15 protein-coding genes are annotated in these 13,554 nt (G+C 70.3%); 11 read left to right on the top strand and 4 right to left on the bottom strand.

Features of this window, described 5'->3' with window-relative positions:
* The first annotated feature begins 320 nt into the window (after positions 1-320).
* The 5 genes from OG293_RS32110 (at position 321) to OG293_RS32130 (ending at position 4,955) form a co-directional block, all read left to right on the top strand.
* Positions 321-1,721: a DUF6421 family protein gene (locus OG293_RS32110; protein WP_406002250.1), complete on the top strand. Its 1,401-nt coding sequence runs from the start codon at positions 321-323 to the stop codon at positions 1,719-1,721.
* 26 nt (positions 1,722-1,747) lie between these two features.
* Entirely contained in the window at positions 1,748-2,503 is a 756-nt protein-coding gene (locus tag OG293_RS32115) for an SDR family NAD(P)-dependent oxidoreductase (protein WP_406003783.1), read from the top strand.
* The gene (locus OG293_RS32120; protein ID WP_406003784.1) at positions 2,500-3,570 is read left to right on the top strand and encodes a threonine aldolase family protein; all 1,071 of its coding nucleotides are present in this window, start codon (positions 2,500-2,502) and stop codon (positions 3,568-3,570) included. Before OG293_RS32115 ends, OG293_RS32120 begins: the two co-directional genes overlap by 4 nt.
* 88 nt (positions 3,571-3,658) lie before the next feature.
* Positions 3,659-4,240, top strand: coding sequence for a transglutaminase family protein (locus tag OG293_RS32125; protein WP_406002251.1), 582 nt, complete (start codon positions 3,659-3,661; stop codon positions 4,238-4,240).
* 13 nt (positions 4,241-4,253) lie between these two features.
* A complete protein-coding gene (locus OG293_RS32130) occupies positions 4,254-4,955 on the top strand; it encodes a B3/4 domain-containing protein (RefSeq protein WP_406002252.1) in 702 nt (233 codons plus the stop codon).
* A 4-nt stretch (positions 4,956-4,959) separates the two neighbouring features.
* Here the strand turns inward: OG293_RS32130 and OG293_RS32135 are convergent, their stop codons facing one another.
* Together OG293_RS32135 and OG293_RS32140 are read right to left on the bottom strand one after the other, a co-directional pair.
* The gene (locus tag OG293_RS32135) at positions 4,960-5,682 is read right to left on the bottom strand and encodes a lysophospholipid acyltransferase family protein (protein WP_406002253.1); all 723 of its coding nucleotides are present in this window, start codon (positions 5,680-5,682) and stop codon (positions 4,960-4,962) included.
* A 160-nt stretch (positions 5,683-5,842) separates the two neighbouring features.
* On the bottom strand, positions 5,843-6,259 hold the full coding sequence (locus tag OG293_RS32140; protein WP_406002254.1) for a DUF4395 domain-containing protein: 417 nt from the start codon (positions 6,257-6,259) through the stop codon (positions 5,843-5,845).
* A gap of 76 nt (positions 6,260-6,335) precedes the next feature.
* On the opposite strand from OG293_RS32140, the gene OG293_RS32145 reads away from it, so the two are divergent.
* Complete coding sequence (locus OG293_RS32145) at positions 6,336-6,749, top strand: TlpA family protein disulfide reductase (RefSeq protein ID WP_406002255.1); 414 nt, start codon at positions 6,336-6,338, stop codon at positions 6,747-6,749.
* Between the two features lie 78 nt (positions 6,750-6,827).
* On the opposite strand, the gene OG293_RS32150 is transcribed toward OG293_RS32145, so the two are convergent.
* Positions 6,828-6,950 carry a hypothetical protein gene (locus OG293_RS32150; protein WP_406002256.1) on the bottom strand — a complete coding sequence of 41 codons (123 nt, stop codon included), beginning with the start codon at positions 6,948-6,950 and terminating at the stop codon, positions 6,828-6,830.
* Here OG293_RS32150 and OG293_RS32155 point away from each other — a divergent pair.
* The 4 genes from OG293_RS32155 (at position 6,949) to OG293_RS32170 (ending at position 10,915) form a co-directional block, all read left to right on the top strand.
* A complete protein-coding gene (locus OG293_RS32155; RefSeq protein ID WP_406002257.1) occupies positions 6,949-7,455 on the top strand; it encodes a flavin reductase family protein in 507 nt (168 codons plus the stop codon). The genes OG293_RS32150 and OG293_RS32155 overlap by 2 nt on opposite strands.
* A 200-nt stretch (positions 7,456-7,655) precedes the next feature.
* A complete protein-coding gene (locus OG293_RS32160; RefSeq protein ID WP_406002258.1) occupies positions 7,656-8,441 on the top strand; it encodes an electron transfer flavoprotein subunit beta/FixA family protein in 786 nt (261 codons plus the stop codon).
* Positions 8,442-8,501: 60 nt separating this feature from the next.
* Positions 8,502-9,464, top strand: a complete 963-nt coding sequence (locus tag OG293_RS32165; protein WP_406002259.1) for an electron transfer flavoprotein subunit alpha/FixB family protein — start codon at positions 8,502-8,504, stop codon at positions 9,462-9,464.
* 152 nt (positions 9,465-9,616) lie between these two features.
* Positions 9,617-10,915 (top strand): DUF6986 family protein, encoded by a 1,299-nt coding sequence (locus OG293_RS32170; RefSeq protein ID WP_406002260.1) that lies wholly within the window; start codon positions 9,617-9,619, stop codon positions 10,913-10,915.
* A gap of 336 nt (positions 10,916-11,251) precedes the next feature.
* Here the strand turns inward: OG293_RS32170 and OG293_RS32175 are convergent, their stop codons facing one another.
* Positions 11,252-12,289: a LacI family DNA-binding transcriptional regulator gene (locus tag OG293_RS32175; protein ID WP_406003785.1), complete on the bottom strand. Its 1,038-nt coding sequence runs from the start codon at positions 12,287-12,289 to the stop codon at positions 11,252-11,254.
* A gap of 172 nt (positions 12,290-12,461) precedes the next feature.
* On the opposite strand from OG293_RS32175, the gene OG293_RS32180 reads away from it, so the two are divergent.
* Positions 12,462-13,427 carry an ROK family protein gene (locus tag OG293_RS32180; protein ID WP_406002261.1) on the top strand — a complete coding sequence of 322 codons (966 nt, stop codon included), beginning with the start codon at positions 12,462-12,464 and terminating at the stop codon, positions 13,425-13,427.
* Positions 13,428-13,554 lie beyond the last annotated feature (127 nt).

Below are 13,554 nucleotides of genomic sequence, written 5' to 3' on the forward strand. Positions count from 1 at the left end.
AGTGCGACGGGGGGACCCGTGACCGGCTGTCCGGGCGGAGCCGTGTCTCGGCGGGAGACATCGGGCTGGGGCTGCCCGCGGCGGTGACGGACGTCACCCGATCGCCCCGCCGCTGCGCCCGGAGCCCCGCCGATCCGGGCCACGAGGTCCGCCAGGCCTTGAGCGGATAGACGGAAGTCATCGCCCGAACCCCCAGCGACCGCAAAAACTTCGGCGATCATGGGGGTGGGGCAGGATAATTTCCCAAGGACCCACTTGTACGGAAGAACCACGCACATATACGGTGTCTTGACGCGAGGTTCTCCTGTGGAGGAAGTGACATGACGGAAATTCTTGTGCAGGATCCTGCATTCGCAGGGGGCATATTCCAAGCTGCCCGGGTGATCGAGCACCCGGCCTGGCCGAGGCTCAAGAATGCCGTCGAGGAGATCCGGACCTGGCAAGCCACGGACGGCTCCATCGAGCTCGACGCCGAGGGCGCACCTGCCCGCCTCGCCGCCCAGGCCGTTCTCGACCGTGTGATCGACGCCGTGGAGGAGCTCTCCCCACTGGTGCCGCACGACGCCCCTTACCACCGCGCGCTCGTCGCCGATCTGCACAAGTGGGCCGACAGCGCCTTCGCCGTCCCGGACTTCCTGGACTCACTGCTCGCCTTCCAGCCGGCCGCGGGACGCGTCGACGGACTCCAGCACCTGGTGCTGTTCCCCATGTACACCCAGAACGGCAACCCCGACCGCAACCTCGAAGCGGTCGTGCTGCGCATGGTCTGGCCCGAGTGGCTCGCCGAGCTGGAGCGCACGCGCTACGACAACCCCCTCTTCTGCGGCATCACCTTCGAGGACTTCACCGCCGGCTACGACACCAACTCGGCGGTGCTCTTCCCGGAGACGATCGCCGTGCGCGAGGCTCCCGAGCGCTTCACCTGGGGCGGCATCTTCTGCGACCGCGAGGCCGCCCGCTTCCGCGCCGTCACCGACGAGGCCGTGCGAGTCCTCAGTCTCGACCTCCCCGAGGACATCCGCGAGCTGGTCGGCGACCAGAAGCGCTGCGAGCAGGCCTTCGTGCTCTGGGACATGGTCCACGACCGTACGCACAGCCACGGTGACCTGCCGTTCGACCCGTTCATGATCAAGCAGCGCCAGCCGTTCTGGATGTACGGCCTCGAGGAGCTGCGCTGCGACCTCACCGCCTTCAAGGAGGCCGTGAAGCTGGAGGCCGAGGGCAACCGGCACGGACGCGACGTGCAGTACGCGGTGCTGTTCGACCGCATGTTCCGCTTCCCGGTCTCCGGCGACCGCGTCCGCAACTACGACGGCCTCGGCGGTCAGCTGCTCTTCGCGTACCTGCACAAGCACGACGTGGTGCGCTGGACGGACAACCAGCTGAAGATCGACTGGGACCGTGCGCCGCAGGTCACCAACGAGCTGTGCGCCGAGATCGAGAAGCTCTACCGCGACGGCATCGACCGGCCCAAGCTCGTCCACTGGTTCGCGGCCTACGACCTGGTCTCGGCCTACCTCGCCCCGCACCCCGGCTCCCGCTGGGCCAAGGGCCCCGACGCTCTCGATCTGAACCAGCCGCCCCGTAAGCTCGTCGACGATGTGCTTCCCGACGAGTTTCCGCTCAGCATGTTCTATGAGGCGCTCTCCAAGAAGCTCAAGGCCGTGATCGCCTCCACCAAGGGCATCACCGCGGCGGGCGTCGGGCAGGAAGCCGCGTGAGCTCTCGCACTCAGGAGGCGACGACCATGAACGCAAACGGCACCGGTCGGCTGGAGGGCGCCGTGGTCGCCGTCGCCGGAGCGGCGGGCCCGGCGGGCCGCGCCACGCTGCTGCGGCTCGCCGAGGCCGGAGCGACGGTCGTCGCCTCGGACGCGGACGCCGCACGCCTTGCGGAGGCGGTGGACGCCGCCCGCTATGCGCACGGCGGCGCGACCGTCACCGGTGACACGGTCGATCTCCTCGACCTCGGAGCCACCCGGGAGTGGGCGGACAGGACCGAGAAGGAGTTCGGCCGGATCGACGGCCTGGTCCACCTCGTCGGCGGATGGCGCGGAAGCGCCTCCTTCACCGAGACCGACACCGCGCACTGGGACGTCCTCGAGCGGCTGCTGATCCGTACGGTCCAGCACACCTCGCTGGCCTTCCACGACGGGCTGCTGCGCAGCGACCGCGGGCGCTTCCTGCTGATCAGCGCCGCCGGTGCCAGCGCACCGACCGCGGGCAACGCCGCATACGCCGCCTCCAAGGCGGCCGCCGAGGCCTGGACGCTGGCGCTCGCCGACTCCTTCCGCAAGGCGGGGGGCGAAGAGGGCCCGAAGGCCGCTGCTGCGATCCTGGTCGTCAAGGCACTCGTGCACGATGCCATGCGCGCCGAGCGCCCCAACGCGAAGTTCGCGGGCTTCACGGACGTGTCGGAACTGGCCGAGGCCATCGCCGGAGTCTGGGACCGGCCCGCCCGGGAAGTGAATGGACAGCGCCTGTGGCTGACCCCCAAGCCGTGATACCGCAGAAGACCGACGCACGGCGTCACCACGACCCCGCGGTACGGGGCTTCGCCAGCGACAACTACGCCGGCGCGCACCCCGAGGTGCTTGCCGCCCTCGCCCTCGCCAACGGCGGTCACCAGATCGCCTACGGCGAGGACGAGTACACCGAGCACCTCCAGCGCGTCATGCACAGCCACTTCGGCCCCACGGCCGAGGCCTTCCCGGTCTTCAACGGCACCGGCGCCAATGTGACCGCTCTCCAGGCGCTCACGGACCGCTGGGGCGCGGTGATCTGCGCCGAGACCGCGCACATCAATGTCGACGAGGGTGGCGCCCCCGAGCGGATGGGCGGGCTGAAGCTGCTGACCGTGCCGACGCCCGACGGCAAGCTCACGCCGGAGCTCATCGACCGGCAGGCCTGGGGCTGGGAGGACGAGCACCGGGCGATGCCGCAGGTCGTGTCGATCACCCAGAACACCGAGCTGGGCACGGTCTACACCCCCGACGAGATCCGGGCGATCGTCGGCCACGCCCACGAGCGGGGCATGAAGGTCCATCTCGACGGGGCGCGGATAGCCAACGCGGCAGCGTCGCTGGATGTGCCGATGCGTGCCTTCACCAATGCGGTGGGCGTGGACGTCATCTCCTACGGCGGCACGAAGAACGGCATGCTCTTCGGCGAGGCCGTCGTCGTCCTCAATCCGGACGCCGTCAGCCATATGAAGCATCTGCGGAAGCTGTCGATGCAGCTCGCCTCCAAGATGCGCTTCGTATCGGTGCAGTTGGAGGCGCTGCTGGCGCGCGATCTGTGGCTGCGCAACGCCCGGCACTCGAATGCCATGGCCCAGCGACTGGCCGAGGGCGTCCGGGGCGTCGACGGAGTGACGATCCTTCACCCCGTCCAGGCCAACGCGGTCTTCGCGCGCCTGCCGCACGATGTCGGCGCGCGGCTGCAGAAGCGCTTCCGGTTCTACTTCTGGGACGAGGCGGCCGGTGACGTCCGCTGGATGTGTTCATTCGACACCGCCGAGGACGATGTGGACACCTTCGTCCAGGCGCTGAAGGAAGAGATGGCGCGCTAAGGCCTCTCTATCCCACAATTGCGCATAGCTATGCGGTCGACCGGAAAGTGATTGACTTCCGGTCGGCCGCTTCCTAACGTCGACGGGCATGGAGCTGATCCAGCAGGTCCCCCAACTCTCCGCCTATCTCGCAGCTGACGATGCGATCGACCATCGGCACCCGCTGGTGCTCAAGGTGGCAGCCGGCCTTCGAAGCGACAGCGGCGATGCATACGCATACGCCAAGGCGGCCTTCGACTTCGTCCGCGATGCCATCGCGCACTCGGGCGACGCGGGGGATCCGCGCGTCACCTGGCGCGCCTCGGACGTGCTCGGGCAGCGCACCGGCGTCTGCTACGCCAAGGCCCATGCCCTCACGGCGCTACTGCGCGCTGAGGGCATCCCGGCTGCCCTGTGCTATCAGCGACTCGGCGGCGTCGTGCACGGCCTTGCGGCCGTACGGCTCAAGGGGCGCGAGCGATGGGCGCGCCAGGATCCACGCGGCAACAAGGCGGGCGTCGACGCACAGTTCTCGCTCGACGAGGAGCGGCTGGCCTTTTCGGTCCGACCGGAGTCCAGTGAGGTGGACTATCCGGTAGCCTATGCTGCACCACACCCGGTCGTGCTGCACACGCTCCGCACCGCGCCCGACCGCCAGTCGCTCTGGCCGCACCTCCCCACCGAACTGTGAGGCATCCCCGACCATGACGCTCTCGCTCACCGTCTCCGACGAGGTCAGGGCACTCGCGCCCGGCTTCGTCCATCTCGCGGTCGAGGCCCGCGGACTGGTCAACGGGCCCAGCAACGCCGACAGCGCGGCCCTGCTCGACGACGCGGCCGGCCGCCTCACCGAGCGCCTGGGGGCGCGGCCGCCCCACGAGGACGCGCACATGGTGGCCTGGCGTGCCGCGTACTCAGCCTTCGGGGCCAAGCCGTCGCGCACCCGCAACTCCGCCGAGGCGCTCGCCAGGCGCGCCCTCGCGGACGGCGGGCTGCCGCGTATCAACCTGCTCGTCGACGCCTACAACGCGCTCAGCGTGGCCCGTCTGATCCCGGTCGGCGGCGAGGACACCGACCACATCGCGGGCGGGATGCGCCTGGTGCGTGCCGGGGGCGACGAGCCGTTCGTCACCGTCGCGGGCGGCGAGACGAGCGTGGAGCATCCGGAGCCGGGTGAGGTCGTCTGGCGCGACGACGAGGGCGTGACCTGCCGGCGCTGGAACTGGCGTCAGGGTGTACGGACCCGGCTCACCGAGGAGTCCGTGAACGCGCTCTTCCTGCTGGAGGCACTGGCCCCGACGACGACCGGCGAGCTCGAGGCCGCAGCCGCCGAACTCGCCGAGTCGCTGGAGAAACTGAGCCCCGGGGCGCGGATCACCGTCCGTCCGCCCAGGTCGGAGACGTGACGTTTCAGCCCGCCTCGCGGACCTCGGCCGGAGTCGGCGCCGTGCCCCCGAGATGCGCGGGCACCCACCAGGTGTCGCTCGCGTCCTTGGGGCGTACGGGATAGGCGCGCTGCGCCGCCTCCAGCAGTTCCTGCACCCGCTCGCGCAGCCGCCGGGTGATGGCGCCCGCGTACTGGTCGGTGGGCGCCTCGACCGGCGCGCCGACGCGGATCGTCACCGGGATGTGGCTGCGCCGGAAGTTGCGCGGCCTGCCCTTGGTCCAGATCCGCTGGGTGCCCCACAGTGCCATGGGGATCAGCGGCACGCCGGCCTCCTGGGCGAGACGGGCCGCGCCGGACTTGAACGACTTGAGCGTGAACGACTGGGAGATCGTCGCCTCCGGGAACACGCCGACGATCTCGCCGGAACGCAGCGAGTCCAGCGCGTGCGCGTAGGCGTCCTCGCCCTGCTTGCGGTCCACCGGGATGTGCTTCATGCCGCGCATCAGCGGTCCGGAGATCTTGTGCCGGAAGACGGACTCCTTCGCCATGAAGCGCACCAGGCGCTTCTGGGGGAGTGCGGCGAGCCCGGTGAAGATGAAGTCCAGATAACTGATGTGGTTGCTCACGAGCACGGCGCCGCCCGAGCGCGGGATGTTCTCCGAACCCTGAGTGTCGATCTTCAGGTCGAGCGCCTTGAACATGGTTCGAGCGGCGCCGATGACCGGCCGATAGACGAGCTCTGCCATCTGGAGAAGACCCTTCTGTTGTGCCCGGGGAGGGTTCTCCCGGCGGAAGTTACGCAGCCGTAGGTTTTCGGCATTGGGCAGATCGTGCCCCATGTGTGGCGTAAGGACCAGTCCTGGCGCCCCTGGTCGGCGAGATTCTTCTCACGTCCTTCTTGTCACATCATGACCGGACAGGTGTGGCGCGTCGAAACAGCAGATACAGCTCGCACCCCAGGCAGTACCCGAATACGGCGTTGAGGAACGCGGCGGCGAGCGCGCATCCGGTGGCGGCCAGGCCCAGCCACTGCGGTCCCCAGAACCAGCCGACGAGTCCGGCGAGGGAGAAGGCCAGCCCCACGGCCTGGGCGAAGCGCGGGGGCGCGGGGGACTCGAGTTCGGCGGGTGGCCCGAGCCGGGGGCGTACGACGGAGCGGAACAGCCATCCGTACGGGGAGCGCGGCACGCCGAACAGCGCCCCCGCGGCGAAGCAGAGTGCCTGCCAGCCGAGCAGAAGGCCGCTGCCCGTGACGAGTACGGCGGCGAGTACGGCCGTGGTGACGGCGGCCCCGAAACGCGGCCCCCTGATGTCGATGTCCATGACGGACAGCATCGCTCAGCGGATCCGTGGAAGGGGAGCGGGAATCTTTGCGGTCTCATGAACGCTGCACCCGGGGATGACAGGACTTGTGGTGTGCGCGGTGGTGCTCGCGGCGGCGAGCGCCTTCGGTCTGTGGCAGCGGCGCAGCGGCGGGAGGCTGAAGGTGCGAGGCCGGGACGCGGACAGAAGGCTCGGCGCGGACGAGCTGGGTGAGGCGCTGGGGCGGCGGGCGACGCTCGTGCAGTTCTCCAGCGCGTTCTGCCGGCCGTGCCGGGCGACCCGGCAGACGCTGGCCGAGGTCGCCGGCATGGTCGACGGTGTGAGCCATGTCGAGATCGACGCGGAGGAGAAGCTTGCGCTGGTGCGTGAGCTGAACATCCTCAGGACGCCGACCGTACTGGTGCTCGACGCGGGCGGTCGCATCGTCACCCGCGCCTCGGGCCAACCCCGCAAGGCGGATGTGATCGCCGCTCTCGGACGGGCGGTCTGACGGCCAGTGACTCGTGTCGCAGATCGCGGAACGCGCTTGACTGCACCTGCCATGCATCGTCACGCTGGCGCTGTGCCTTCAGAACTCCTTCTCCACGAACGGGCCGATGCCGACCTCGCCCGGAGCGCGAGCGCGCGCTGTCCGGCTCTCTGAGCAGCAGCCACCGCCTCGTTCGTACTCCATGCAGAAGGACAACTCCATGACGGCCTCACCCGAACTCGGCACTCCTCAGCTGGCCTCTCCCGACCTGCTCCGATCCGTTTTCCGGCAGCATGCGGCCGGTGTGGCGGTGATCACTGCCCAGGGTGAGAACCCCGTCGGATTCACCGCCACCTCGCTCAACTCGGTGGCCGCCGAGCCCCCGTTGATCTCCTTCGGAGTCGGTTCCTCGTCGTCCAGCTGGCCCGTCATCGCTCGCGCCGAGCACATCGGCGTCCACATACTCGGCGAGCACCAGCAGGAGTTGGCCGCCACCTTCGCGCGCAGCGGCGCCGACCGGTTCGCGCCGCCCACGTCCTGGCGCGGCGGCCCCGAGGGCGTGCCCGTGCTCGACGGCGTGCTGGCCTGGCTGGTGTGCCGGATCATCGACCGTGTCCCGGCCGGGGACCATCGCATCGTCATCGCGGAGGTCGTGGTCGGCGACCCCGTGGGGGCGGGCCGCCCGCTGCTGTACCACCAGGGGCGCTTCAACGGCCTGAGAGACTGAGAGTTCCCGAGAGCCTTCGGTTACGCAGCGTTGGCAAGGTCACAGTCCAAAGCGCTTGCTTACCGGGAATCCAATGGGTGTACTGACGAGTAATATTTCGTTCGGAGCGTGGCCCGCCCCGACCGGGATCCGCCCCATCAGACTCGTATGCTGCGTGCACAAGGCATGCCCAGTAGAGACGATGCAGTAGGAGAGCCGGCGTGAGCTTGAGGATCGTTGTCTGTGTGAAGTACGTGCCCGACGCCACCGGCGACCGGCACTTCGCCGATGACCTGACTGTCGACCGCGACGACGTCGACGGCCTGCTGTCGGAGCTGGATGAGTACGCGGTCGAGCAGGCGCTGCAGATCGCGGACGATGCGGACGATGCGGAGATCACCGTGCTGACGGTGGGCCCCGAGGACGCCAAGGATGCGCTGCGCAAGGCGCTGTCCATGGGCGCCGACAAGGCCGTCCACGTGGAGGACGACGATCTGCACGGCACCGACGTCATGGGCACCTCGCTGGTGCTCGCCAAGGCCATCGAGAAGACCGGCTACGACCTGGTCATCGCCGGTATGGCCTCCACCGACGGCACCATGGGTGTGCTGCCGGCGATCCTGGCCGAGCGCCTGGGCGTTCCGCAGGTCACCCTGCTGTCCGAGGTCTCCGTCGAGGACGGCGTGGTCAAGGGCCGTCGTGACGGCGACACCGCCTCCGAGCAGCTCGAGGCGTCCCTGCCGGCCGTCGTGTCGGTGACGGACCAGTCGGGCGAGGCCCGCTACCCGTCCTTCAAGGGCATCATGGCCGCCAAGAAGAAGCCGGTGGAGTCGCTGGATCTGGAGGACCTGGAGATCGAGGCCGACGAGGTCGGTCTGGAGGGGTCCTGGACCAAGGTCGACTCGGCCGCGGAGCGTCCGGCCCGCACCGCCGGCACGATCGTCAAGGACGAGGGCGAGGGCGGCAAGCAGCTCGCGGAGTTCCTCGCGAGTCAGAAGTTCATCTGAGCTTCGGCCATCACCCCAACCGCCCCCAGATACTTCGCATTCGCAGGAGATTGAAGTCCCATGGCTGAAGTTCTCGTCTATGTCGACCACGTGGACGGTGCCGTCCGCAAGCCCACCCTGGAGCTGCTGACGCTGGCCCGCCGCATCGGCGAGCCCGTCGCCGTCGCTCTGGGTGCCGGCGCCGAGGCCACCGCGCCCGCGCTCGCCGAGCACGGCGCGGTCAAGGTCCTGACCGCCGACGCCCCCGAGTTCGCCGACTACCTCGTGGTCCCGAAGGTCGACGCGCTGCAGGCCGCGTACGAGGCCGTCTCCCCGGCCGCGGTGCTGGTGCCGTCCTCCGCCGAGGGCAAGGAGATCGCGGCCCGACTCGCGGTCCGTATCGGCTCCGGCATCATCACCGACGCCGTCGACCTCGAGGCCGGCGACGAGGGCCCGGTCGCGACGCAGTCCGCGTTCGCCGCCTCGTACACCACCAAATCCCGCATCACCAAGGGCACCCCGGTCATCACGGTCAAGCCGAACTCGGCCGCGGTCGAGGCGGCCCCCGCCGCGGGCGCCGTCGAGGCCCTTGCCGTCTCCTTCGGTGAGAAGTCCACCGGTACCAAGGTCGTCTCCCGCACCCCGCGCGAGTCGACCGGCCGCCCCGAGCTGACCGAGGCCGCGATCGTGGTCTCCGGTGGCCGTGGCGTCAACGGTGCCGAGAACTTCCACATCATCGAGGCCCTCGCCGACTCCCTCGGTGCGGCGGTGGGCGCCTCCCGCGCCGCGGTCGACGCCGGCTGGTACCCGCACTCCAACCAGGTCGGCCAGACCGGTAAGTCGGTCTCCCCGCAGCTGTACATCGCCTCCGGAATCTCCGGCGCGATCCAGCACCGGGCCGGCATGCAGACCTCGAAGACGATCGTGGCCATCAACAAGGACGCCGAGGCCCCGATCTTCGACCTCGTCGACTACGGCGTGGTCGGTGACCTCTTCGAGGTCGTCCCCCAGCTCACCGAAGAGGTCAACACCCGCAAGGGCTGACCTCCCGCGTCCGAACCGGCCGGGGCCGTGCGGTGCTCGTCACCGTGCGGCCCCGCCGTCGTTCGGGTGACCATTGACGCAGGTCGTCACCGCCCATTAACTTCGCTATACGGATTGTTGATTCCGTGGAGCGGAAAACAGGAGGGTGTGGGATGGGTCAGCAGGAGAAGGTGGCAACGAGCCTCGCCGGAGCGGTCGGCGAGGGCATCAGCGCCTCCCTCGCGCCGGTGGACGCGGAGCTCGCCCGCCGGTACCCGGGAGACCCGGGCACGCGCCAGCCCGTCCACACCGTCTACGTCCCCGGTGACGTCGTCGCCCCCGACACCATCCGCTCCTGGGGGGACGCGGCACTCGCCGCGCTCGACGAGCACGCCCCCGACGCCGACTCCCTCGCCGCAGTCCTCGGCCTGCCGGACGAGCTCGCCGCCCCCGTGTACGACCGCGTGCGGGCCAAGCTGGAGCGTGAGCCGGTCGAGGATCTGCGCATCGACTTCGAGGACGGCTACGGGGGCCGGGGCGACAGGGAGGAGGATGCGCACGCCGCCCGTGCCGCCCGCCTGATCACCGAGGCGTACGCCGACGGCACGGCCGCGCCGTACATGGGCATCCGGATGAAGTGCCTGGAGGCCGCCGTGCGCGACCGGGGCATCCGCACCCTCGATGTCTTCCTCACCGCGCTGACGGACGCCGGCCCGCCGCCCGAGGGACTTGTCCTCACTCTGCCGAAGGTGACGTACCCGGAGCAGGTGCGTGCCTTCGTCCGGCTGCTGGAGGCCTTCGAGCAGACGCGCGGCCTGGACGCGGGCCGGATCGGCTTCGAGATCCAGATCGAGACCAGCCAGTCCATCCTCGCCGCCGACGGCACCGCCGCCGTGGCCCGGATGATCGACGCCGCCGAGGGCCGGGCCACCGGACTGCACTACGGCACCTTCGACTACAGCGCCTGCCTCGGCGTCAGCGCCGCCTACCAGGCCAGCGACCACCCGGCCGCGGACCACGCCAAGGCGGTCATGCAGGTCGCGGCGGCAGGCACCGGCGTACGGGTCTGCGACGGCTCCACCAACGTCCTTCCCGTTGGCACGAGAGAGAAGGTCCACGACGCCTGGCGCCTGCACTACGGCCTCACCCGCCGCGCCCTGGCCCGCGCCTACTACCAGGGCTGGGACATGCACCCGGGCCATCTGCCGACCCGCTACGCCGCCGTGTTCGCCTTCTACCGCGAAGGATTCGAGCAGGCCGCGGCCCGTCTGTCCGCCTACGCCAACCACACCGGCGGAGACGTGATGGACGAGCCCGCCACCGCCAAGGCGCTCAGCGGCTATCTGCTGCGGGGCATCGACTGCGGAGCCCTCGACACCGAAGAGGTGGCCCGCCTCGCGGGCCTCACGCGCGCCGACCTCGACGGCTTCGCCGCACCACGCCGAGGCGACCTCACTGCCACAGCGAAGTAACAGCCGTCCATCGCTGTCGCAGCTGCCCCGCAGTCTTTGGACGACCACAGTCGCCACAGGATCGGGACAGCGGTGACTTCGGGGGAGAACGAGCGGCCGGTCGGCCGCTACCGAGTGATCGAACAGCTGGGCCGCGGCGGAATGGACGTCGTCTGGCGCGCCGTGGGCGACGTGCTCGGCCGTGAGGTCGCGTCAAGGAACTGCGCACCTGCACCGACTCCTCGGGCCCCGAACCGGCCGATCTCCGCGTGCGGATGCAGCGCGAGGCCCGCGCCGCCGCGCGCGTTGAGCGTCGTCTGCGTCAAAGGCGGCGACAACGACCGGCCGGTGCCGGGGCTACCGGTCTGCTGACGGCGGAATCTCGCCCGAGCCGCGCGGGATGAGTACCGTCTCCAGAGCCACCTGGGAAGGCGCGTCGTCCGCGCCGTCGAGACGGCGGAACAGCCGCTCGGCCGCGGTCCGGCCGAGCGCCGCCGCATCCTGCGCTATGACCGTGATGCCCAGCAGATCGGCCAGTTCGATGTCGTCGAAGCCCACCAGCGCGACAGGCGGCTTGTTCTCGGCCAGCACCCGGACCGCCGTGACCGTCACGCGGTTGTTGCCCGCGAAGACGGCCGTGACCGGGTCGGAACCGGCCACCATCTCCGTCACCGCGGACCGCACCCGCTCCGGTGAAGTCGAACCCAGCGACACCCAGGAGTCCTCCACATCGAGCCCGGCGTCCTCCATGGCCGCCCGGTAGCCACGCAGTCGTTCGACGGCCGTGTGGATGCGCGGCTGGTCGCCGATGAAGCCGATACGGCGGTGGCCGTGCGCGATCAGATGGGCCACGCCCGCACGGGCACCTCCGAAGCTGTCGGAGAGCACCACGTCGGCGTCGATCTGTCCGGCCGGGCGGTCCACGAACACGGTCGCGATGCCCGCCTTCATCTCCGGCTCCAGATAGCGGTGGTCGTGGCCGGCGGGGATCACGATCAGGCCGTCGACGCGGCGGGCGCACAGCGCCAGCACCAGTTCCTGCTCACGGTCGGGGTCCTCGGCGCTGGAGCCGTTGATCAGCAGCGCGCCGTGCGCGCGGGCGACCTCCTCGACGGCGCGGCTGAGCGGGCCGTAGAAGGGGTCGGCGAGGTCTTCGAGGACGAGGCCGATGGAGGCGGTACGGCCCTTGCGGAGCACCCGCGCGCTGTCGTTTCGGCGGAAGCCCAGGGACTCGATGGCCTCCTGCACCCGGCGCTCCGTGTCGGGGGTGACGCCCGGTTCGCCGTTGACCACCCGGGAGACGGTCTTGAGGCCGACTCCGGCCCTGGCGGCGACATCTTTCATGGTGGGCCGATTGCCGTAGCGAGGCTCGGGCCCTCGGGGGCGCCCGTGCATTGCCAGGGGATGGTCGGTCTCAGCCACAGTGTGCTGTCCTGTCGTCGAACGGCGTTGCACGGGGTGTGCAAGGGTGTGGCGTCGAGCATAGGCCCTGGACAACGTTGTCAGGGGAATGGAGACTGTTCCTGAATCCGCAGGTCCGACAGCTCCCCAGGGGGATCCGACACCGATGCATACCGACCTCGTCGCCGCGCTCGACATCGGCGGCACCAAGATCGCCGGCGCGTTGGTGGACGGCAACGGCAAAATACTGGTGCGGACCCAACGTCCGACTCCGGCCAAGGAGGACGGCGAGACGGTCATGCGCGCCGTCGAAGCGGTCCTCGCCGAGCTCGCCGCTTCCCCGCTCTGGGCGCGCGCCGGTGCCGTGGGCATCGGCAGCGCCGGCCCCGTGGACGCCTCCGCCGGTACGGTCAGTCCGGTCAATGTCCCCGGCTGGCGGGGATTCCCGCTGGTCGCTCGGGTACGCAGCGCATCGGGCGGTCTGCCCGTCGAGCTGGTCGGCGACGGTGTCGCGATGACAGCGGCCGAGCACTGGCAGGGCGCGGCACGCGGCTACGACAACGCCCTGTGCATGGTGGTCTCGACGGGCGTCGGCGGCGGACTCGTCCTCGGTGGCAAGCTCCACCCTGGGCTCACCGGCAACGCCGGCCACATCGGCCACATCAGCGTGGACCTCGACGGCGACCTCTGCCCCTGCGGAGGGCGCGGCTGTGTCGAGCGCATAGCCAGTGGCCCGAACATCGCCCGCAGGGCGCTGGAGAACGGCTGGCAGCCAGGCCCCGACGGTGACACCTCCGCCGCCGCCGTGGCCCTGGCCGCCAAGGCCGGGCACCCGGTCGCCATCGCCTCCTTCGAGCGCGCCGCTCAGGCTCTCGCCGCCGGGATCGCCGCCACCGCGACGCTCGTGGAGATCGAGACAGCCGTGATCGGCGGGGGAGTGGCGGGCGCGGGCGAGGTGCTCTTCGCGCCGCTGCGCCGTTCGCTGCGCGACTACGCCACACTCTCCTTCGTCCAGCGGCTGACCGTGGCCCCGGCGCTGACGGGCACGGACGCGGGTCTGGTGGGTGCGGCCGCTGCCGCCTCGCTCGGCCGGTACGGCGACGCGGCAGCGGCCGCCGGCGGCCGGTCCTGAGACCGGCCGGGCCGGACGGCAGCCGGTTCTGAGAGGGCGGGGCGCTGCGGTGGACAGCCGGTCCGCCCCTCGGACCGGCGGCTCCCCGCATCGGACGGCTGCCTTCCCGCCCGGACGGGCGGTTCCC

The sequence above is a fragment of the Streptomyces sp. NBC_00829 genome (assembly GCF_045161795.1).
In the GTDB taxonomy this organism is placed as follows: Bacteria; Actinomycetota; Actinomycetes; order Streptomycetales; family Streptomycetaceae; genus Streptomyces.